Origin of the sequence: Phytobacter ursingii (assembly GCF_001022135.1) — a bacterium.
GTDB classification, from domain to species: domain Bacteria; phylum Pseudomonadota; class Gammaproteobacteria; order Enterobacterales; family Enterobacteriaceae; genus Phytobacter; species Phytobacter ursingii.
This window is the reverse complement of the sequence record NZ_CP011602.1, coordinates 1,596,936-1,617,609: the sequence shown is the minus strand read 5'-3', so window position 1 is coordinate 1,617,609 and position 20,674 is coordinate 1,596,936. Positions and strand designations below refer to the sequence as shown.

Genomic DNA, 20,674 nt, shown 5'->3' with positions numbered 1-20,674 from the left:
GTTCCCTACTCAATGACGATATATTCTTTTTACCCCATTAATCAGCGCCATCACCGCATGCCTTTATCGACCATTCACTGTTAAAAATTCTGTAATGACATTCATTGCTTGTCGATCCTTTGAAAAAATCCGCATCTTTTAACTCATTAATTTTTTTGAGTTGCAAAGACTCCATTAAACGAATAGAAGCCAGATTGCGAGAGTCAATCAATGCATCGACATGAGATAAGTTATAATGATTAAATAAAAAATCTATCAACATGCTGACACACTGTTTTGCAACCCCTTTTCTTTGATATGTCGCAAACACATGATAAGCAATATAGGCCCAGCCCTCATTAACCATAAGGGTAGACTGGACATATCCCAGATACGCACCAGATTGACGATTTATAATGACCCAATTGAGCCATATTTCACGTTTATCTGGCGAATGTCTCTGCGAAATTCGCTCATAGCGCGCTATCAACTCAGCAAGGCTTGTCGGCGGGTTGGAGGGGATATATTTATAATCACCTTCAATAGACAATCCGGCATACATACCGGGCGCATGCGACTTAACCAAAGGCTCCAGACAATATAAATCCGATATCAAAGGTTCAATTAATTTCGCATTCACAGTACAAACTCCATAAGGCCTGACATCATGATTGAGAATAGGCATGCAACGGCAGCACAACCTTTACCTTATAGCAAAAATCAATATCCATGACGGGTATTTTGGTCATAAAAAAATGTCAGACTCGACACGCTTTTCTGGCATTTAAACCCTGCGCGCGAGACGCATTTGCACTCCAGTTGCCCGAAGCAGGCACTGTTAACCTCTGCCCGCGGGATTCCACCTCATCCAGCAATCGAATAAAAATCCGGCTGGCATGTTTATACGTTAAACACATGTTGATGGTGAACGCCTGATTAACGAAATAGCGTTTTTTTGCGCCATACAGGATGCAACGCCACGCGATTTTTTGCCTTAATCCATAAAAGGGACTTTGCTCATCTCATGCGGCGGTTTTTCCACAGGGAGTATGTCAATATTGCCAACATCGCTAAACTCAACAGAATATATGTAGCCTGAATACGGAGCACCTGATGGTCACCACACACGTTTTTATCGCAGCCAGTCTTGATGGTTACATCGCCCGTAAGGATGGCGATATCAACTGGCTGTTGCAGCGCGATGACCCGACAGAAGATCATGGTTATGCCGCATTCATCGCGGACAAAGACTGGATCATGATGGGTCGAGGGAGCTATGAGAAGGTGTTGACCTTTGACGAATGGCCTTATGATCGGCCCGTGCTGGTGCTCTCCCGACAGCTCACCGACACCCCCGTGCCCGAGGCGCTAAAGGGCAAAGTACAGTTCTCCCGCCGCACGCCCAGGGAAGTGATTGATGACCTGGCTGCGCAGAATGCACATCGCGTCTATATCGATGGCGGGCAGGTAATACAGTCATTCCTGCGTGAAGGTCTGGTCGCCGATATCGTTATCACTACTGTTCCTGTCCTGCTCGGTTCGGGAATACCGCTGTTCGGATCGCTGCCCCATGATATCGATTTGACGCTGTTATCAAGCCGCAGCTTCCCGTCGGGTCTGGTGCAGTCCCACTATCGGCTGACGTCATAACCCTCTGGCTTTTCTGCGTTCAGCTATCATCCTGATACCTGCCCTGCTTCTTGATGAGGGACGATACAGGAAACGCTGCAATTGACGGTTGAAGTGCCTTTCTCCTCCAGGCGGAAATGACGTCCGGTTTTCGCTCAGCGCGGAAGTGCATAATGTGAGAAAAACGCATGGCCCTAACCGACAAATCAAAAAAAGAGTCGTATGTAAAATCAGACCAGATTTCGCAACCTTGATACAGTAAAAGGAATATCCGGGATGTTTACTCACATGCGCATTGCCAGGCCCGTTACAAACCTGGAAAGATCTTTTCTGATGTACCGCCATGGATTGGGCCTGCAAAAAATTGCAGAGTTCACGGATCACGATGGTTTCAACGGCATAATGTTAGGCTGTGAAGGCTTGCCCTGGCATATTGAGATGACGGTATGCCTGAACCATCCGGTAGCCCCTTCCCAGACGGCAGAGGATTTGCTCGTTCTCTATTATCCGCAAAAAGATGAGTGGGTACGGACCTGCATAAGGATGGCCGAGGCGGGTTTTAAAGAGGTCAGTGCCTTTAATCCTTATTGGGATGTCAACGGAAAGACGTTTATTGATCCCGATAAGTACAGCGTCGTTATCCAAAATAAGGCGTGGGGATAACCGATATTAACCCTTGTCATGCCCCAAACCGGCAGTAACGCGCTACGTGGCAATGTCGACATCGAACTGGTTCTGCTTTGAGGATTTCGCTATGACTACCTTTTACCAACTGTCAGCCACCAGCCTGGGCGGCCAGCTTATCTCAATGGCCGACTACGCGGGTAAGGTGGTCCTGGTCGTGAATACCGCCAGCCATTGCGGCTTCACGCCACAATACGGCGGCCTTGAAGCGCTCTACAAAAAATACGCTGCCCAGGGTCTGGTGGTATTGGGTTTCCCCTGTAACCAATTCGGTAAACAGGAACCCGGCAGCGCCGAGGATATCGCACAGACCTGTCACATTCATTATGGTGTGAGTTTCCCGATGTTCGCGAAAGTTGAGGTCAACGGAAGCTCAGCGCACCCGGTGTTTCGTTATCTGAAACAGGAATTACCCGGCGTGCTGGGTGGGCGAATCAAGTGGAACTTCACGAAGTTCCTAATCGGACGCGACGGTAAACCGCTCAAACGTTTTGCGCCCTTCACCCCACCGGAGAAAATGGAAGCCGCGCTTCTTGCGGCGCTCGAAAACTGAGTGTTTCGGTCATTCGGACGATGCGGGTTTGTCGCGTTACCCTCTTCTGATGCGGGTATATCCCCCTTTCCGGGTCGGGCCTCTATATACGTGAAGAGTGGATGCACACCGAGGCAGGTTCGTTCGCCGATGCTCTTTTATGGTGCGAAAATTTGCACCATGCACATTCTCCTGACAATGACCTGTCGATTAAGGGGATTTTATGTGCAAAGTGCCCACTTCGTTGTGTTACCACTGCCCAAATAATTTTGGCATACCTCTTGCTATTTTGGCATAGCCATTAAGATAGCCACTCAGAGGTTCAATTATGTCAAACAGCAATGATTTTCCGCTCATCGAAGCGCCAGCCTCCGGGCGTAAGGGCGTATTTTCGATCTCCATGGTCCTGTTCAGCTTTACTTTTTTTACCGGCACAATGTTCGCAGGCGGCAAACTTGGCGTCTCCTTTTCTATCGTCAATCTGTTGTGGATTGCGGTTATCGGTAACTTTCTGCTGGCCCTCTACGCCGCCTCACTCGGCTGGATAGCCGCCCGCAGCGGGCTTAATACCGTACTGATGGGTCGTTTTTGCTTCGGGGAAATTGGCAGCAAACTCGCCGATTTTATTCTCGGCTTCGCCGAGCTGGGCTGGTATGCCTGGGGTACCGCGACCGTCGCCATTTCGCTGGTGAAAATCCTCGCCCTGCCTGCTGGCATGACCATCCCCCTGATGATCCTGTTCGGGATCCTGTTCTGTGTCACCGCGCTGGTGGGCTACAAGGGGCTGGATGCGCTATCCCGCGTGTCGGTGCCGCTGATGTTTATTCTGCTGTTGGTTTCGATGTATCTGGCCGCCCATCACGCCGGTGGCTGGCAGGCAATGACCAAAATTGAACCGGGTGAAACCATGACCTGGTCGGCGGCCATCACCATGGTGTTCGGTACCTTCGCCAGCGGCGCGACCCAGGCAACGAACTGGACCCGGCTGGCCAACTCCAGCCGCACCGCTATCGTCGCCAGCATGAGCAGCTTCCTCATCGGCAACGGGCTGATGATTGTTGCCGGAGCGTGGTGCGCCATCGTCTATCAGCAGGCCGATATTGTGGAAGTGCTGATTCTGCAGGGGCTCTCCGTCGCCGCGGTAATAATGCTGTGCCTCAACCTGCTGACCATTCAGGGCCCCACGATTTATAACGTCTCAGCCGCTGCCTGCCACCTTTTGCGCAGCGAGCGCCGCCGTACTTTGACCGTGGTCGCCGCTGGCGTCGGTATTGTGCTGGCGATTGGTGGTATGTATGAAATGCTGATCCCTTTCCTCGTGCTGCTGGGCAGCATTATCCCGCCCATCGGCGGCGTTATCCTCGCCGACTACTGGTTCTATCGCGGCGGCCGCTATCCGCTGCTGCAGGCTGCCCGTTTACCTCGCTTTAACTGGCTGGGGCTTAGCGCCTACGCAGTGGGCGCGGTGGTGGCTTACCTGTCGCCGTGGATCGCCCCGCTGGTTGGCATTAGCGTTTCCGCGCTGGTCTATATCGCCCTGACCCGCCTCGGCAAACGCCAGCCCGCCGCTGATTCCATTGCGGAGCAGTAGTCATGAGCCTGACGGTCAGCGAAATCCTTGCCCTGGAGGAACTCTCCGCCATGCGCCTGCGCGCGGGTAAACAGGGTCTACAGCTGGCGGTTCGCTGGTACTACGTGGCGGAAAATGAAAATATCGCCGAATGGATTATGGGCGGGGAGCTGGTATTTATCACCGGAATCAACCATCCCCGCGATGAAGACAACCTGGTCCATTTGTTGATGGAAGGCAAGCAGCGCGGGATAGCCGGAATGGTTATTCTCACCGGCGATGCGTATATTCAGGCCATCCCGCCGCGTCTGATCGCGCTGGCCGATGAACTGGGTATTCCGCTGATCGAACAGCCCTATTTGCTCAAGATGGTGATTGTCACCGAGCGCATCGGTACCGCGCTGGTGCGCAGCGAAAATGCCCTGCAATCCCAACGCGATATTCTGCTACAGCTGTTAACGGGCGATTTTCCCGATCTGCAAATCCTGCAGCAACGCGCCCTCCACCAGCGACTGGATTTTACCCGTCCCCTGCGGGTAGTGGCATTGCGTCTTGAGGGGATACAAAACCTGTTTCGCCAGTTTCCGCCCGAGCAGGCCGAAGTCTGGTTACAGCAGGCCCGCCGTATCATAAGCCAGCGATTGCAGCAGCAACTCAATCAGCAGGACAACCCCTATCCGCTGGTAGAACGTAGCAATATGTTTATCTTCCTGCTCCCGGATGAGGACGGTGAGTTTTATCAGCAGAAAACGTGGTTAGCGCACTGGCTGTTCGCGATGGCGGAAAGTGATGACAGGCTGTCGCTACTGTGTGGCCTTTCCGCGAGAGTGCAGCAATTACAGGATTATCAGCGCGCGCTGTCGCAGGCGCGGCAGGCGCTGGATCTTAGCGATACTCTGCGCCCGGCCCAGCGCATTACCGACTATCAACAACTCGGCTTTATCAAACTCCTCTCTGCCATCGGTGACCCTGCACTGTTGAGCGATTTTATGCATGACACCCTCGGTTGCCTGATAGAACGCGATCGCAAAAGTCCGTGGCTGTTAATGGAGACGCTGGAAACCTTGCTCCAGGAGAACGGCAACGTGGTCAGGGCCGCCGAGCGGCTTGGCATTCACCGCAACACGTTACATCAACGCATCCAGCGCATCGAAAAGCTGACCAGCTATCCGATAAGCCATCCTCAATTTCATCTCAACGCCTCGGTCGCTTTAACGATCTGGCGTATGTCACAAAACCATTTACGGGAACATTTATGAAAATTATCAACGCGCGTCTGCGCCATAAAGAAGCGCTTTATACGATTGAATTAGATGGCGCTGTGATTAAAAGCATCACTTTGCAGACCTCAACGCCAGTGGCCGGGACAGGCGATCTCGACGCACAACAAAAGCTGGTTATCCCGCCGTTCGTCGAACCGCATATCCATCTTGACGCCACCCTGACGGCGGGCGAGCCGGAGTGGAATATGAGCGGCACACTCTTTGAGGGCATCAGTCGCTGGAGCCAGCGTAAAGAGAGCGTCACGGTTGAGGATACGCGCCAGCGGGCGTTGAAAACCATCGCTATGCTGCGCGATAACGGCGTGCAGCACGTACGCACCCATATTGATGTGACCGATCCGTCTCTGACGGCGCTTGAGGCGATGCTGGCAGTGAAAAAAGAGGCCGCCCATCTTATCGACCTGCAAATTGTCGCGTTTCCACAGGAGGGCATTGAATCCTTCCCCGGCGGACGTGAGCTGATGACCCGCGCTATCGAGATGGGTGCCGACGTGGTGGGCGGTATTCCGCACTACGAAAACACCCGCGATAAAGGCGTCAGTTCGCTGGGTTTCCTGATGGACCTGGCCCAGCGCCATGGCTGCCTGGTGGATGTGCACTGCGATGAAATCGACGACCCGCAGTCGCGCTTCCTGGAAGTACTCGCGGAAGAAGCCCGGGTGCGAGGCATGGGCGCACAGGTCACGGCCAGCCATACCTGCGCGATGGGATCCTATGATAACGCCTACTGTTCGAAGCTGTTCCGCCTGCTCAAAGCGTCGGGCATCAACTTTATCTCCTGCCCGACCGAAAGCATCCACCTGCAGGGGCGCTTTGATACCTGGCCGAAACGCCGCGGCGTGACGCGAGTTGCAGAACTGGACCGCGCCGGTATCAACGTTTGCTTTGCTCAGGACTCCATCCAGGATCCGTGGTATCCGCTGGGCAACGGCAATATCATGCGCATCCTCGACGCCGGGCTGCATATTTGCCATATGCTGGGATATGAAGATTTGCAACGCTGCCTCGACCTGATTACCGATAATAGCGCCCGTGCGCTGTGCTTAGGTGACAACTATGGCATTGTCGAAGGACGCCCGGCGAACCTGCTGATTCTGGATGCGGAAAATGATTACGATGCGGTGTGCCGCCAGGCGAAAGTGCTGACCTCTATTCGTCACGGTAACGTCATTATGCAACGCCAGCCGGAAGAGATTTGCTATCCGGTCTGATACGTGAAACATGCCCGACCGGTAAACCTGTCGGGCTCAATAACCTATTTTTTAACCCACAGCCGCAGATTTTCATCAGCGTGCGGACAAACGGCAAACTGTCGCCCTGCTAATGCGTCATCCATCGCTTTTTGCGCCTGACAACCTGACCATTCGGGTAGCCCTTTTCGCCACGGCCCGATCTTTTATATGCCTGTTATCGCGCAACAGCGAAGCGTAAACCTTATTAAGCGCAAGAAGTATCACTGCAAAAAGGGCCAGGAGCAGCAGGATATGGCTCAGCCACCCAAAAAATGTATCTGAGGGAGTTCCTGCTTTTTTGTCGGTATATTAATCATCGCCGTCGCGGGTAAATGCGCTCGGAAAAATATTGCGCTGTATATCCTTGTCGTATTCTGGATGAAACGCCTCACCTCCGCGCGCGTTACCGTTCCCATCACCCACTGACGAAGGCAGTACAACAGTAGTAATGAATTATTTCCCCTGTTGCGCTTGTTGTCCCTTTCAAATCTGGGCACCAACGGTTCCGGCATAAAACACCCTATTAATAGCGGGTGCAACTGACCTGCGCGTTGTTAATTACTACGCGGCTTCGCTAGAAAACTCCATCTGCTATGGAACAACTACGAAATTCCGCCTTACCGATTAATTTTTTCTCTTCATTTGCCGATAAAGAGATTAAGCGTGGCCTGATATCGAAAGGCTTGCGCAATACCTGCCTATACAACAACAACAGGCTAAAATGTTATGAAATTATCCTTTGCGCATAAACTGTGGCTTCCACTTGCTGTCGCACTGTTAAGCCTTGCCGGGTCATTATTCTTTGGCTCAGTAAAAATTAAAGATGACCAGCTGGCGCTACGAAAAAAGGAATTAATGTATGTTTCCCAGTTAGCCCTCAGCGTGGTGAAAACGCAGGCTACACTTGTTGATAAGGGACTGATATCAAAAGAGGAAGCACAACAACGTGCAATCCTGATCATTAAAGACTTACGCTATGGCGACACAGGGTATTTTACTATTCTGAATAACCAGGCGCAGGTCATTATGCATCCCATCAATGCCGCGTTAATTGGCAAAGGGCCGGATGTGGCCGATGCGAATGGCGTATATATTTACAGAGATATGGTCACACTGACGAAGGATGGCCATGATGGTTTTACCGCCTATGATTTTCCGCGGCCGGGAGACACCGTTCCGAAACCCAAAATTGCCTACAACATTCCGTGGTCTCCCTGGGGATGGATTATTACGACGGGTCTTTACGTTGATGATATCCACGAAGTGTTTCTCAATTCTCTTTACCAGAATATCGCCCAATTTCTCGCTATCAGCATTCTACTCTTGATACTGGTTTATCTGATTAACCGTAGCACGCTGAAAACACTGGGCGGAGAACCGCGTTATGCGGCTGAGGTTGTGTCGCGAATTGCCGCCGGGGATCTGACGACTCCGGTGATCCTTCGCCATAATGACACAGCCAGTCTCATGGCGTCGCTTGATAGTATGCAAGCGAATCTGCGCGGACTGGTGTCGCAGATTAAAGATTCAGCCGCATCCGTAGCAATGGCAGCCGATGAAATTGCACAGGGTAATACAGAGCTGTCCTCCCGCACGGAACAGCAGGCCGCCGCCCTGCAGGAAACGGCCGCCAGCATGGAGCAACTCACCGCCACGGTGAAAAGCAATACAACAGGCGCGCAGCAAACTGCAGAGTCAGCCCGCGAAACGGCTTCTCTTGCGCGCACCGGTGAAGCAAACATGCATCGTATGTCGGAAACCATGAACGCCATCTCACAGAGCGCGGCAAAGGTAAGGGATATCACCGCCGTCATCGAGAGTATTGCCTTCCAGACGAACATTCTTGCCCTCAACGCTGCGGTGGAAGCCGCCCGTGCCGGTGAAGAGGGGCGTGGGTTTGCTGTGGTGGCTGGCGAAGTCAGAACGCTTGCCCAGCGTAGTGCTAACGCCGCACGGGATATTAAGCAACTCATTGAGCAGGCTGTTGAGCAGGTGGAAAGTGGTGTGGAAGTGGCTGCAGGTACAGGTCAGAGCATCCTTAAAATCGTCGGCATGGTAGGCGAGCTCGCGGAGGCCATGGACAACATTTCTCATGCCTCATCAGAGCAGATGCAGGGAATTTCGCAGGTCAGCATTGCGGTGAACCAGATGGATGGAGTCACGCAGAATAACGCCGCACTGGTTGAAGAATCTTCGACAGCTTCACAGTCTCTGTCAGAGCAGGCTCGCGCGCTTCGGGGAATGGTGGAAATCTTCCAGGTTTGAAACACCGGTTATCAGACCGGCGAACCGGGTGCGCAATCGGCTCTTCCGGTTCGCCGGTCAGTCCCGGGCATAACCTGAAGCGTGGCCCGGTCATGCTTCGGGAACCATACATTTCGCCACGAAACTGAACTGATCTCCATCTATTAACGCACCATCAACTATGGGATAAATTACGAACTTTCGCTGTTCGCTCGCAGCGGACCTCTCTATGCCTGACTTTGCCGCTGCGCGCCAGAAGCGACACTCGATATCCCCCCCTACACCGCTCACGAATGCGGCAATAACGCCTCGTTAATGCAGCCCTGACCGATTAAAGTGTTCTGCACAGCCTCAATAAGCGGGGTATGCGGTTCGTGGCCTAAAAAGTCGATCAGTTTGGCATTGTCCATCTGGATTGCCTGTTCCCACAAATAGCGCATCTCCAGCATTTCATGCAGAGTGGCGTTGAAAGGCGCCATCGCCGTGATGAGCCACCAGGGGAAAGATTTTACTTTTGCGTTAACACCCGCACGTTGTGCGACACGCTGTATGGCTCCGGTCATCGCCGTACCATCTTCATCCCAGTGTCCTCGCATATGAAAACAGGCAAAAGGGTCAAGTTGCTCCCGACGCGCTAACAGCGCAACCAGCGTTTCGGCGACATCCGGCAGATAGGCCCACTGATGGCCTGTCCCGGCTTTGCCTGGGTTTTTAATTATCCGCGGGCGCTCCCCCGGTTTGATCAACCCCTGCGAAAACCAGTTGTTGCCTGCCTGAGGGCCAAAGAAGTCACCGGCCCGCAGAATCAGCACCTTACCGCCACGCTGCGCCCAGTCGAACAGTGCCTTCTCCATTTGCACCCGTATTGCCCCTTTTCGGGTAACAGGATTTTGAGGGGAATTTTCCCGCAAGAGTGGGAAAGCATCCGGGCCGTAGTTATAAACAGTGCCCGGGAGAACGATCAGTGCGTCATTTCGCTCTGCGGCATTGATAGTGTTCTGTAACATGGGCAAAACCAGTTGTTCCCAGTTTCGATAACCCGGCGGATTAACAGCATGAACAATCACGCTACAGCCTGACGCGGCAGCCGCGACCTGCTCAGCATTCAGCGCATCACCGTTTATCCACGTTATATCCCCATGCTCTTCATTCTGTGGCGTATTGCGGCGCAACGCACGAACGTCCCATTTTTCGCGGATGAGTTTATGGGCGATTTCACCGCCGATTCCACCCGTTGCGCCCAGTATGAGTACCGTGTTTTTACTTTTCATTTTCTTGCCTTTGCTGGATGTCTGCTTGACATCGTAAAGCCCGCGCGGGCTAAATGTAATTGCATGACATCAGACAGCAGGTATGCATTTTTGTATGAAGCAAAATATTCCATGGGAATGGTATCGAACCTTCCTCGCAGTGATGAATGAAGGTTCCCTGTCGGGGGCAGCCCGTCTGCTGGCGATTACCCAGCCCACAGCGGGGCGCCATGTGGCCGCGCTGGAATCCGCCCTTGGTCTGGTTTTGTTTACGCGTTCTCAGACTGGCCTGCAGGCTACGGATGCGGCGGTCGCGATTCAGGGCCATGCGCAAGCAATGGAAAACACGGCCAGTATGATAGAACGTTCGGCCGCCAGCTTCGGTAGTCACGCCGCCGGGTTGCATGGGGTGGTTCGCGTTTCTGCGAGCGAAATTATCGGCACAGAAGTGCTGCCGCCCCTGATTGCACAAATTAAAGAAGATTATCCGCAACTTAGCATTGAACTGGTGCTGTCTAACCGAATGCAGGATTTATTGAACCGGGAAGCGGATATTGCAGTACGCATGACCACACCCGTGCAGGAACAACTGATTGCGCGTCGGTTAGGCAGTATTGAAATTGGTCTGCATGCCTCACCGTCCTATCTGGCACGCCATACCGCACCGGAAAACATTGACGACTTATTCACCCATACGCTTGTGGGCTTTGATAAAACGACACCCTTTATTTTACAAGCTCTGAAACAATATCCTCAGTTAAGTCGTGAACGCTTTACCGTGCGTACTGACAGTGATGTGGCGCAATTGAACCTTATCCGCGCAGGTGCGGGCATCGGGATGTGTCAGGTTCAACTGGCCAGGTTGCCCGTTCCGCTAGAGAGATTGATGCCCGATTTCTTTGCATTTCATCTCGACACCTGGCTGGTGATGCATGAAGACTTGCGCCACAGCAAGGCCTGTAAAACGGTATTTGATATTCTTGCCGCGGGCTTACAGGCTTATATTAGCAAAGCCGGTTTGTGAAAATTCCGTCAGGAAACCAGCGCGGCACAACCCGCAAAAATTAGCGCAAGAGAGAAATTAACGTTTAAAAGCCACTATCTGGAGGTTGTTAGCATCAACAACCTCTCCCTTCGCTGAGACAAATGCGCTATGTACTACGTCTCCCGTACTTTTATTAATTAATGAAATATGAGGCTCATCATGCAATAGGTTTTTATGCCCCCATTCCATCAGGGAAATAAGAAGCGGTGCCAGAGATCGGCTTTTGGGTGTGAGAACATATTCATAGCGTTCACGAGCCCCCTCTTCCTGATAGGGCATTTTGCACAGCAGACCGAGTTCAGTCATTTTTTTTAATCGGTTTGCCAGGGTCTGTTTTGTCATTTTTGTATGTTCACGCATCGTTTCAAAGCGCGTTATCCCGTAAAAAGCTTCCCGTAGAATCAACAAAACCCATTGATCACCAAGTAGTTCTGCTGCTGCGGCAAGCCCGCAAAGCTCAGGTAGCAAGTACGGTAATGAATTATCTTTTGACATGTCTGCAGTTGCCTCTTAATCTAAGTATGATTTTCATACCCAGCCATTTCAGGAGAATACAATGCCCTTCGTCAATGTGCAAACCATTAAAGGGATTTTGAGCCCGGCGCAAAAAAATGAACTTCTACGTCGTATGACTGACCTTATCGTTGAAATTGAGGGAAAAGGCGATCCTGAGTTTCGGCGTTCGGTATGGGTCCGAATTGATGAGCATGAACCGGAACAGTGGAGTCTTGGGGGAATACAACCCACATCGGAAATGATTGCTGCAAAATTTGGCTCACCGCAGCGGCCATAATTTAGCAAAGATAGTGTATCGGTAAGGATTCTGGATTAAAGCAGGCTAATTTATTAATTAACCTGCTTTACTGCTCACCAATGCGGGATAAATTACGCGCGATAAATTACATCCCAATATTACGCAGTTTTTCACCCGTCATAAGACGACGTTCAATATGTTCCAGCGTCACATTTTTGGTTTCCGGAATCAGCCAGAACGTTAATGCAATGAAAGCCAGATTGAGTGCGGTGTAGAGCCAGATTGAGTGCGGTGTAGAGCCAGAACGTACCCGCCGCGCCAATCGCGTCAAGCAGGGTAAGGAAGGTTGCGCCGATAATCATGTTCGATACCCAGTTTGTGGTGGTTGAACAGGTAATGCCGAAATCACGGCATTTTAAAGGCTGGATCTCAGAGCACAGGATCCATACAACCGGTGCCGCGCTCATCGCATACCCTGCAATACACATCATCGTCATACCGACAGAAAGCCATGAAAGACTGCTTGATGGCGAACCGTTATCGAACTGCATGAGGCAGTATCCGAGGATCAGCGTGCCGATAGCCATCACGCTAAAACCGATTTTCAGCGCAGGTTTACGCCCGGCTTTATCGACGGTGAATACCGCAATAAACGTGGCGAACATAAAAGTTAGCCCAACCACAAGGGTGGCGATCATCTGCTGCTCAGTGGTTGTAAATCCAGCCATTTTAAAAATGCGTGGCGCGTAATACATAATAATATTCATGCCCGTGAATTGCTGCATCGCCTGCAACAGCATGCCAAGGTACACGGCTCTGCGCACATTACGATTAGCTTTGAACAACTGGAAACCACCCTGTGTCAGCTTCAAACTTTCGCGGATCTCGTTCAGTTCATCGCGCGCCTTTTCAGAGGTATCACGCAACATACGCAGTACCTCTTCTGCCTCAATGTGTCGCCCTTTTTGGGCCAGCCAGCGTGGGCTATTGGGCAGAAACACGACCAGAATAATCAGGACAACCGCAGGCAGCGCCAGCACACCGAGCATGGCTCGCCAATTGCCACTGTAGCTGAAAGCAGTATCGGAAAGGAACGCCAGCACAATGCCTAAGGTGACCATCAACTGGTACATGCTGATCATCTTCCCACGCACATTTTCGCTCGCCATTTCAGAGAGATAAAGTGGTGCAGTGTAAGAGGCAATGCCGACCGCAACGCCCAGCAGCACGCGGGAGAGCAACAACACCTCAACATTGTGGGCAAAAGCAGAGCCAAGTGAACCTGCGACAAAAAGTATTGCGCCCGCCATCAGGCTGTATTTACGCCCTAGACGAAATGATAACCACCCGTTGAAAAGCGCACCTAGCGCTGCGCCCAGCATCATGCTGCTGACGACCCACTCCTGTAAACGGCTGGAAAGCGCAAAATGCTCGGAAATAAAGGGCAATGCACCGAAAATCACCCCGATATCCAGACCAAACAACAGCCCCGCAACAGCAGCCGAGATAGAAACAAACAAATTCATGCGTCGGGTATCACGTAGTGCGCGCGGTAACACTACAGAATCACTACTCATAGAAGCCATTTTTCCTGCCTGCAAAAAAGTAAGGTATCGAATGAAAGTAAATCAGCACTGGGGCAGAGTGTCAGTGAGTGACATGCGAAAATATGGACGAATTTGCTGTAACCCGTGTTTCTGTGATGGACTTTACAATTACACAAAAAAACATAAAAGTGACATCATTAATTAAGTTATTAATTTAAAAAAATAACTTAAATACCATCTTTAAAAAATATGGATTTTTGAATTTACAGAATATGGATTAACCAGGTGAGTTTTTGAATGTTGACCCACCTGTCGCGTTCTACCTTTTCAGCGCTGTTCTCCGCTATTACAGTTCCTGCTGCCGCCATCGCCTGACATGGTCGACAAGGGCACGCAGTTTTGGCGCCATATTGCGGCGATGAGGAAAGTAGAGATAGAAACCCGGGAAATAAGGCAGATACTCGTCCAGCAATGAGACAAGCTGCCCTTTTTCAACAAAAGGTCTGAACGTGTCCTCCGTGGCAAACGTAATGCCGCCACCGGCAAGCGCGAGCCGCAACATCAGGCGAAGATCGTTCGTCGTGATCTGCGGTTCAATCGCCAGGTTGAAAGGTTCTCCCGCCTCTTCAAATTCCCAGCGATAAGGGGCAACATCTTTGGCTGGACGCCAGCCGATACATCGATGATGGATCAATTCGCGAGGATGGGAGGGTACGTTGTTCGCCGCTAGATACGCGGGCGAGGCAACCGCCATTTCGCGCTGCTTTCCTGTAAGCGGGACGGCAACCATATCCTTTTCGATAACCTCCCCAAGCCTTACGCCAGCATCATAACCCGCAGCCACAATATCGAACTCTTCATCCGTCACGACAATATCAACCGTCACGGCTGGATAGGCTGCCGCAAACGAGGCGATCAGCGGACCGGAAAGAAACGCTTCGGCAATCGAGGTCACTGCGATCCGAAGACATCCTCGTGGCATAACGTCCGACGCCACTTCTTCAAACGCCGCTTCAATACTCGATAACGGTGATGACAGGGATTGACGCAGCCGCTCTCCGGCTTCCGTCAGCGTTACTGAGCGAGTCGTGCGCATTACCAGCATTGTGCCGAACGCGTCCTCAAGCCGCCTGATTCCCTGGCTCACCGCCGATCGGGTGACATCCAGACGCGCAGCGGCGGCGCTGAAATTACGTTCTTCGGCCACCGCGAGAAAAACAGGTAAAAGATTAAGATCAATTTTCATTGTTTAACATTGCTAACCAGTGAGTCCAATGAAACCAGAATACTGGAACCAATCATGACGTTCTATGATCGTTTCGAACTCAACGAAAGGAGCATGCTATGAATAAAGTGATATTAATTACCGGCGCATCCAGCGGGATTGGGGAAGGTATTGCCAGAGAGCTTGGAAATGCAGGCGCGAAGGTGTTATTAGGGGCTCGCCGACAGGAGCGTATCGACGCCATTGCCGAAGACATCCGCAGCGCGGGCGGTATTGCCCTGGCGCGGGAGTTAGATGTCACCAGCCGCCCGTCGATGGCGGACTTCGTGCAGGTCGCACTGGAGCAATGGGGCCGAATCGACGTGCTGATCAACAATGCGGGCGTCATGCCGCTTTCTCCACTTGCAGCTGGCAAACAGGATGAGTGGGAACGCATTATCGACGTGAATATCAAGGGAGTGCTCTGGGGGATAGGCGCTGTTCTTCCTGTAATGGAAGCGCAGGGCTCCGGTCAGATAATCAATGTGGGGTCTATCGGCGCCCTTGCTGTCGTACCAACTGCCGCCGTCTATTGCGCGTCAAAATTCGCAGTACGAGCGATTTCAGATGGTTTACGTCAGGAAAGTTCGAATATACGCGTGACCTGTGTCAATCCTGGCGTGGTAGAAAGTGAGCTGGCTTCCACCATTACGCATGCGGAAACCAAAGCGGCGATGGACGTGTACCGTTCTGTTGCACTTAAACCTGCGGATATTGCCCGTGCCGTACGGCAGGTCATTGAGGCTCCAGAGAGTGTTGATACAACAGAAATAACCATCAGACCCACGGCATCTTCCAATTGAAAGACCTGACTGACGACTGGCGTTAATGTTTATTGGATATTAAATACGGTCCGCAGCCATTCAGGTATGGGAATCGCTTATCTCGCCTGTTGGCTTGCGGCCCTGGTATTAACGCCAGTTTATCACCCCAGCTATACTTATTAGAGTGAGCAGAGATTGTTCTTCCGGTTAAGGAAAATTTGCGACGACGGCATAGAGCAGTACGTCACAGATGCCGTATATTAGCAGCCAGCCCAGCCCTTAATTGCCGGCATTACCCAGCACAACAATTTGTGATGGTGCATCATTTTTATAGCGGATAGTCACATTTTCCTGGCCGTTCCTGACGTTTATGGCCGTCGCGTTTCTCTGTGCTTATTTTGGTAATAAGCATGCTTACAGGCCGGGGGCGAGAAATCAGTGATTGAAAAAGCCGGCAGGCATTACGCCTGCCGATGAATTACTTCTCGGTGTAATCCATTTTGCTCACGACACCAGCATCATTGAATTGCAGCAACAGCAGTTGATCCCGGTCGCGGAATACCGGAATAAAGAAATAGAGGCGACGATCCACCACCTTTGAAGCGTAAATCCAGGTGTTTACCGTTTTAAAGTCTTTTGGCGTGAGAGGAGCCCCAAGGAGTAGCAGCACATCCTTTTTGGTGGATTTACCCACAACAATACTGTCCCGGATGACCTTCTCTGAGTAATTATTTAAATCAGACATCCGTGTTTTGTCTACGTTTGCAATACAACCGCTCAACGCAATGGTACTCAACGCCAGCAGAAGGAAATGTTTTATTTTCATTTCACATTATCCTCGTAATAAATACCCATGTCAGCGTCGTATTTAATTTCTTTTACATAAATAACGCAGTAACCGGTCTTATCTGCATAGCTATAATGAACCTCATACAACGATTTTTTCTTCGGGGTAAAATCTAAATTAACACTGCAACCACCGTGTAAAGAGTGATGGATGGTTGTCAGACGATCGGGAAGTAAAGTCGTTTCGAAAAAGGTGTCGCTATAATCTTTATTTTTTAATTTAGGAAACCCCAGATTATGGGTATTGCCAAGGAGAATATTGAAATAAGCACTATGTTCCTGAACCCAGCCGCCGGTTTCCTTACCATCACTGTCTTTCTGATACAGAGCGTAACTCATGGGTGCACCCATCAAGCGAATCTTCGCGATATCCGGCGAGTTCGCGGGGGGAACATACAGCGCAGGTTTAGAAAAATAAGTACTACAGCCAGCTAATAATAACATGACACATAAGGTAGCAGCTTTGCCTGCTCCACTCTTGCTAATGAAATGACTCATTAATGTAATTTCCTTGTGGTATTTGTTTTTGAATTGTTATTACTAACAGAGAGGTAACTCAGACGCATTAACAGCATGCAGCGATGTGCTGGTCGTTTTATTTGATGACAACTCGCGAAGAGCGGTATGGCGAGTATGAGACCACGGGCTAAATTAACGGCCAATCCTTGCATCATTTTCCTCCCTGTTTGGAAAATAATATCGGCAATGCTCTTCTGTTCTTTAGGGGAAAATGATATTGGAAGGAAGGTCTGTTACTCATACGTTATTACTTTCGTGGTGTGGCGCAATGAGGTTAATTTACACCCGCACAACCTCATCTACCGGAGCATTCATTTTTGCGAGTCATACTGCATATCAGCGAGAATAATGTCCACTTTGAGGTCAGAGCAGACTGGCCTCCCCGCATGCCGACCGCTCTGTGCCAGAAGCGAGCATCAGTGATGACGACAAGAAAACGCAGTAGCTCTCTTTTACGGGTTATCGGATTGAAGGAATCTCACTACACTTTCAGTCGATTTGCGCTATATGCCACGGATTTCAATGCTTGCAGAGCATCCCGTCGTATGTTGAGTGCTGTTTCAATTTATCGACACCTTAAAAGCTCACCGTGCGCAAGAGACCGGTTTGACTCATCAGGCCTGGAAGCCTTTATGATGAAAAAAGAGACCGACATAACCGTGCGTAAGCAGAATCGTCAGGCTATTCTTTTTCGCTGAACCAGTCCTGAAAGCCAGATATTGCGCCGGGCATAATATCGCGCGCACGTTCCATGATGATGGTTTCCGCATAGCGTAACCCGTTCAGCGGATGCGATGCCTCGCACAGTGCCAGAGCAACGTCTGAGGCATCAAGCATGGCCAGGTTGACACCTACGCCCACGGGCGGCATCAGATGCGCCGCATCGCCAATGAGCGTTATGCCTGGACGCGGCGCCCAGCCAAAATCCATGGGCAGGCTGTAAATCGGACGCCTGACATAATCACCGGTCGCATTAACAACTGACTGCAGGCAAGGAGCCCAGTCCTTGTAGCCGTCACGTACACAGGCGTTAATCCCGGAAGACGCTATATCTTGATTAAGGATATCCATGTCGCGTTTCAGGGCCGCGTATATGCAAATCCTCCCCCCGCCGTTCCGTTGTGTAATGAGCGCCTGAGCCCCTCCAAAGCTGAATGCAGTCCCTTTTCCGGCAATGCTATTGATTCCCCCGGTTGGTTGGTCTATCCAGCCTTCAAAAAAGGTAATCCCCGTATAAAACGGGCGCTCAGGCGTCAGGTAAGTTCTGACCCGCGACCAGGCACCATCCGCACCAATGATAATGTCGGCTTCAACACGCCTGCCGTTTCTGAAATTTAGCCCGTGCTTTCCATTCAGGCCGTAGTCAATGTAATGAAGTTTATGCCCCCACTGAATGGTTTCGGGTAAGAGGGCATTTAGCAGCAGATTTTTCAGCTCGCCACGGTCAATTTCAGGTTTATCCATTTCGCCTTCCGGCGTAAGCATGTCGCCTTCAACTTCTCCGGTACGGTAATTCAGCACCCTGCTTTGCTGATCCTCATGCCTGGCTATTTTTATGAATTGCGCAAGCAGGCCTGCTCTGCGCAGCGCTTCCTGACCGCTGTCAGCGTGCAAATCAAGCGAGCCTCCCTGACTGCGCTCAGAATCAGCAGATTCGTCTTCGAATACGGTTATGTTAAAACCGCTGCGCTGAAGGATAACGGCCGCAGTGAGACCCGCTGGGCCTCCGCCAACGATGGCGATGTTCAGTTTGTCCGACACGTGTCTTTTTCTCAGGCGTCAAAACGTATACTGTATAACCACATAGTTGATACATCAACCAGGAGTTCTGGATAAATTATGACGACCGCAGAGATTTCAGACGAAGAGTGGATGGCATGGCGCAGCTATCGTCGGCTTGCAGAAGTGATAACGGGGCGTATTGTCAGGGACATTAATGATGCTACCGGTCTATCCGGTCCGGATTTCATGATCCTTATGGCACTCAGTAAAAATCCACATGGCGCACTTCTTCAGCGTGATCTGCTGGAGTACCTCGAGTGGGACAAGTCCCGGCTTTCACACCAGCTCTCACGCATGGCCTCCCGAGAACTTGTACAGAGAAGCCGCACTCACTCAGCAGGTGTTTCGGTAAGTATTACGCAAGCTGGATATCAGCTACTCGCCAAAGCACGGCCAGTGCATACGGAAAGTGTGCGGCGGAATTTTCTCGATAAGCTGACGCCAGAAGACGTTCATGCGCTGATCGCCATCACCGGGCGGTTGCGGCAGTCTGACAGTGGTGTTATCGAGTAATCCGCTGGCGACCAGCACAGGGGAGAGAATGGCACCACGCAAATCACCTCTCCCCCGCTTCACGCCGACCGCATTTGACGAACCCATCGCGCAGTAGCACGGTTAAACGGTATGCAACAAAACGCGACGGGCTTTGGTATGGCGTCAGCAGCCAAACGTGAGTTACTTCCACAGCTTATGTGCAATTTCCTGCAATTGCCGGGCGATATCCTGCAGGTTAACCTCCTGTTCCTGTACACCCCCGGTGGAGTGACGGACGATAAGCTTCGCCGGTAACACTGACGAACTACGCGCCGAATCACCGTGGCCGCTATCGAGCAGGCGGCGCACCGCTTCCTTTCCCTGCAAATCGAGATCCAGCGAAACGGTGGTCAATGCCGGATGGAAGAACGAACTTTCATAGGTCCCGTCATAACCCACGACCGATTTCTCACCCGGAATAGCGACCTGGTGTTGATGAAATGCGCTGAGTACGCCGAGCGCCATCTGGTCGTTCCCCACCAGCACGGCGGTGAAATTCGGTGTTTCACGTAACATCTGCAACGCGCCCGCATAACCGCTCTGCGCATCCCAGGTACCATGAAAAATGGTCACCGGTTTCAGTCCATAACTGTTAAGCGTATCTAGCCAGCTTTTCAGCCGCAGGTTGGCTGACACAGAGGTTTCCGGCCCGGCCAGCAGCGCAATCTCCCGGTGGCCCAGGTCATAGAGATGTTTGACGCTGGCACGGGTGCCGTCTGCCGGGTTAAACGAAACGTTAAACACGGAACTGTAGGGATCGACATCGAGGAACAGGCAGACAATGTCATCGTTGTCAGAAGCGATGCGTTGCGCCTCTTCGGTTTCCAGCGGCACGTTGATAATGACTTTATCCACCAGTTGCGACTTGAGTTCGTTGATAGCGAATTGAATGTCTTGATTGACGTTCTCATCGATCATGGAAATCAACACCTGGTAGCCATCCAGATTGGCGTAGCGTTTCACCGCCGCCGCCACCTGTGAAGGAGCATGGAGCGCCAGAGAGGTGGTCACCAGGCCGATGGTCTGGCTTTGCTTACCGACTAGCTGCTGCGCCAGCCGGTTCGGTACATAACGCAATAACTCTATGGATTTCTCCACTTTTAAACGCGTGGTTTCGGATACATTGGCAGATTTGTTGAGTACCCTGGACACGGTCTGGTAGGAGACACCCGCATGACGGGCTACGTCTTCCAGCGTTGCACTTTTAGACTTCATG

General features: G+C 51.4%; 19 protein-coding genes and 1 pseudogene. 11 read left to right on the top strand and 9 right to left on the bottom strand.

The genetic code is table 11. From position 1 onward, the window contains the following. Window positions 1-37 precede the first annotated feature (37 nt). Window positions 38-619: a GNAT family N-acetyltransferase gene (locus AB182_RS11170; RefSeq protein WP_047370148.1), complete on the bottom strand. Its 582-nt coding sequence runs from the start codon at window positions 617-619 to the stop codon at window positions 38-40. 473 nt (window positions 620-1,092) lie between these two features. On the opposite strand from AB182_RS11170, the gene AB182_RS11165 reads away from it, so the two are divergent. From AB182_RS11165 to AB182_RS11130, 7 genes are all read left to right on the top strand, one after another. Continuing rightward, window positions 1,093-1,629 carry a dihydrofolate reductase family protein gene (locus AB182_RS11165; RefSeq protein WP_047370147.1) on the top strand — a complete coding sequence of 179 codons (537 nt, stop codon included), beginning with the start codon at window positions 1,093-1,095 and terminating at the stop codon, window positions 1,627-1,629. A 255-nt stretch (window positions 1,630-1,884) separates the two neighbouring features. Further along, on the top strand, window positions 1,885-2,271 hold the full coding sequence (locus tag AB182_RS11160) for a VOC family protein (protein WP_047370146.1): 387 nt from the start codon (window positions 1,885-1,887) through the stop codon (window positions 2,269-2,271). Between the two features lie 91 nt (window positions 2,272-2,362). Further along, complete coding sequence (locus AB182_RS11155; protein WP_047370145.1) at window positions 2,363-2,845, top strand: glutathione peroxidase; 483 nt, start codon at window positions 2,363-2,365, stop codon at window positions 2,843-2,845. A gap of 307 nt (window positions 2,846-3,152) precedes the next feature. Next, on the top strand, window positions 3,153-4,415 hold the full coding sequence (gene codB, locus AB182_RS11150) for a cytosine permease (RefSeq protein ID WP_047370144.1): 1,263 nt from the start codon (window positions 3,153-3,155) through the stop codon (window positions 4,413-4,415). Window positions 4,416-4,417: 2 nt separating this feature from the next. Continuing rightward, complete coding sequence (locus AB182_RS11145) at window positions 4,418-5,653, top strand: PucR family transcriptional regulator (protein ID WP_047370143.1); 1,236 nt, start codon at window positions 4,418-4,420, stop codon at window positions 5,651-5,653. Then, window positions 5,650-6,888, top strand: a complete 1,239-nt coding sequence (gene codA / locus AB182_RS11140) for a cytosine deaminase (RefSeq protein ID WP_047370142.1) — start codon at window positions 5,650-5,652, stop codon at window positions 6,886-6,888. Before AB182_RS11145 ends, codA begins: the two co-directional genes overlap by 4 nt. A 747-nt stretch (window positions 6,889-7,635) precedes the next feature. Next, a complete protein-coding gene (locus tag AB182_RS11130; protein ID WP_047370140.1) occupies window positions 7,636-9,174 on the top strand; it encodes a methyl-accepting chemotaxis protein in 1,539 nt (512 codons plus the stop codon). A 266-nt stretch (window positions 9,175-9,440) separates the two neighbouring features. Here the strand turns inward: AB182_RS11130 and AB182_RS11125 are convergent, their stop codons facing one another. Continuing rightward, window positions 9,441-10,424 (bottom strand): NAD-dependent epimerase/dehydratase family protein, encoded by a 984-nt coding sequence (locus tag AB182_RS11125; RefSeq protein WP_047370139.1) that lies wholly within the window; start codon window positions 10,422-10,424, stop codon window positions 9,441-9,443. A gap of 94 nt (window positions 10,425-10,518) precedes the next feature. Between AB182_RS11125 and AB182_RS11120 the strand changes: the two genes are divergently transcribed. Further along, window positions 10,519-11,427 carry a LysR family transcriptional regulator gene (locus AB182_RS11120; RefSeq protein ID WP_047370138.1) on the top strand — a complete coding sequence of 303 codons (909 nt, stop codon included), beginning with the start codon at window positions 10,519-10,521 and terminating at the stop codon, window positions 11,425-11,427. Between the two features lie 57 nt (window positions 11,428-11,484). Here the strand turns inward: AB182_RS11120 and AB182_RS11115 are convergent, their stop codons facing one another. Continuing rightward, window positions 11,485-11,943 (bottom strand): winged helix-turn-helix transcriptional regulator, encoded by a 459-nt coding sequence (locus AB182_RS11115; RefSeq protein ID WP_047370137.1) that lies wholly within the window; start codon window positions 11,941-11,943, stop codon window positions 11,485-11,487. A gap of 61 nt (window positions 11,944-12,004) precedes the next feature. Between AB182_RS11115 and AB182_RS11110 the strand changes: the two genes are divergently transcribed. After that, entirely contained in the window at window positions 12,005-12,241 is a 237-nt protein-coding gene (locus tag AB182_RS11110; protein WP_047370136.1) for a tautomerase family protein, read from the top strand. 106 nt (window positions 12,242-12,347) lie between these two features. Here AB182_RS11110 and AB182_RS11105 read toward each other — a convergent pair. Together AB182_RS11105 and AB182_RS11100 are read right to left on the bottom strand one after the other, a co-directional pair. Further along, window positions 12,348-13,788, bottom strand: a pseudogene (locus tag AB182_RS11105) (sugar porter family MFS transporter). Window positions 13,789-14,095: 307 nt separating this feature from the next. Continuing rightward, window positions 14,096-14,995 carry a LysR family transcriptional regulator gene (locus tag AB182_RS11100; protein WP_047370135.1) on the bottom strand — a complete coding sequence of 300 codons (900 nt, stop codon included), beginning with the start codon at window positions 14,993-14,995 and terminating at the stop codon, window positions 14,096-14,098. A gap of 98 nt (window positions 14,996-15,093) precedes the next feature. Between AB182_RS11100 and AB182_RS11095 the strand changes: the two genes are divergently transcribed. Beyond that, window positions 15,094-15,816, top strand: coding sequence for an SDR family oxidoreductase (locus tag AB182_RS11095; protein WP_047370134.1), 723 nt, complete (start codon window positions 15,094-15,096; stop codon window positions 15,814-15,816). A gap of 439 nt (window positions 15,817-16,255) precedes the next feature. On the opposite strand, the gene bamE is transcribed toward AB182_RS11095, so the two are convergent. The 3 genes from bamE to AB182_RS11080 form a co-directional block, all read right to left on the bottom strand. Further along, window positions 16,256-16,603, bottom strand: coding sequence for an outer membrane protein assembly factor BamE domain-containing protein (bamE, locus tag AB182_RS11090; RefSeq protein ID WP_047370133.1), 348 nt, complete (start codon window positions 16,601-16,603; stop codon window positions 16,256-16,258). Then, window positions 16,600-17,121, bottom strand: coding sequence for a hypothetical protein (locus AB182_RS11085; RefSeq protein ID WP_223883587.1), 522 nt, complete (start codon window positions 17,119-17,121; stop codon window positions 16,600-16,602). The genes bamE and AB182_RS11085 overlap by 4 nt, the downstream gene beginning before the upstream one ends. Window positions 17,122-17,823: 702 nt before the next feature. Beyond that, on the bottom strand, window positions 17,824-18,903 hold the full coding sequence (locus AB182_RS11080; protein WP_047370132.1) for an FAD-dependent oxidoreductase: 1,080 nt from the start codon (window positions 18,901-18,903) through the stop codon (window positions 17,824-17,826). 78 nt (window positions 18,904-18,981) lie between these two features. Here AB182_RS11080 and AB182_RS11075 point away from each other — a divergent pair, with 78 nt between their 5' ends. After that, window positions 18,982-19,437, top strand: a complete 456-nt coding sequence (locus AB182_RS11075; protein WP_047370131.1) for a MarR family winged helix-turn-helix transcriptional regulator — start codon at window positions 18,982-18,984, stop codon at window positions 19,435-19,437. 162 nt (window positions 19,438-19,599) lie between these two features. Here AB182_RS11075 and AB182_RS11070 read toward each other — a convergent pair whose 3' ends face one another. Beyond that, window positions 19,600-20,673, bottom strand: a complete 1,074-nt coding sequence (locus AB182_RS11070; RefSeq protein WP_047370130.1) for a LacI family DNA-binding transcriptional regulator — start codon at window positions 20,671-20,673, stop codon at window positions 19,600-19,602. Between the last annotated feature and the right edge of the window lies 1 nt (window position 20,674).

Excerpts from the sequence above, each read along its gene's own strand:
- AB182_RS11130 (WP_047370140.1), top strand. The coding sequence starts at position 7,636 with ATGAAATTATCCTTTGCGCATAAACTGTGGCTTCCACTTGCTGTCGCA.
- AB182_RS11070 (WP_047370130.1), bottom strand. The coding sequence starts at position 20,673 with ATGAAGTCTAAAAGTGCAACGCTGGAAGACGTAGCCCGTCATGCGGGT.
- AB182_RS11155 (WP_047370145.1), top strand. The coding sequence starts at position 2,363 with ATGACTACCTTTTACCAACTGTCAGCCACCAGCCTGGGCGGCCAGCTT.
- AB182_RS11165 (WP_047370147.1), top strand. The coding sequence starts at position 1,093 with ATGGTCACCACACACGTTTTTATCGCAGCCAGTCTTGATGGTTACATC.
- AB182_RS11125 (WP_047370139.1), bottom strand. The coding sequence starts at position 10,424 with ATGAAAAGTAAAAACACGGTACTCATACTGGGCGCAACGGGTGGAATC.
- AB182_RS11085 (WP_223883587.1), bottom strand. The coding sequence starts at position 17,121 with ATGAGTCATTTCATTAGCAAGAGTGGAGCAGGCAAAGCTGCTACCTTA.
- AB182_RS11120 (WP_047370138.1), top strand. The coding sequence starts at position 10,519 with ATGAAGCAAAATATTCCATGGGAATGGTATCGAACCTTCCTCGCAGTG.
- codB (WP_047370144.1), top strand. The coding sequence starts at position 3,153 with ATGTCAAACAGCAATGATTTTCCGCTCATCGAAGCGCCAGCCTCCGGG.
- AB182_RS11160 (WP_047370146.1), top strand. The coding sequence starts at position 1,885 with ATGTTTACTCACATGCGCATTGCCAGGCCCGTTACAAACCTGGAAAGA.
- AB182_RS11115 (WP_047370137.1), bottom strand. The coding sequence starts at position 11,943 with ATGTCAAAAGATAATTCATTACCGTACTTGCTACCTGAGCTTTGCGGG.
- AB182_RS11075 (WP_047370131.1), top strand. The coding sequence starts at position 18,982 with ATGACGACCGCAGAGATTTCAGACGAAGAGTGGATGGCATGGCGCAGC.
- AB182_RS11110 (WP_047370136.1), top strand. The coding sequence starts at position 12,005 with ATGCCCTTCGTCAATGTGCAAACCATTAAAGGGATTTTGAGCCCGGCG.
- AB182_RS11100 (WP_047370135.1), bottom strand. The coding sequence starts at position 14,995 with ATGAAAATTGATCTTAATCTTTTACCTGTTTTTCTCGCGGTGGCCGAA.
- AB182_RS11095 (WP_047370134.1), top strand. The coding sequence starts at position 15,094 with ATGAATAAAGTGATATTAATTACCGGCGCATCCAGCGGGATTGGGGAA.
- bamE (WP_047370133.1), bottom strand. The coding sequence starts at position 16,603 with ATGAAAATAAAACATTTCCTTCTGCTGGCGTTGAGTACCATTGCGTTG.
- codA (WP_047370142.1), top strand. The coding sequence starts at position 5,650 with ATGAAAATTATCAACGCGCGTCTGCGCCATAAAGAAGCGCTTTATACG.
- AB182_RS11145 (WP_047370143.1), top strand. The coding sequence starts at position 4,418 with ATGAGCCTGACGGTCAGCGAAATCCTTGCCCTGGAGGAACTCTCCGCC.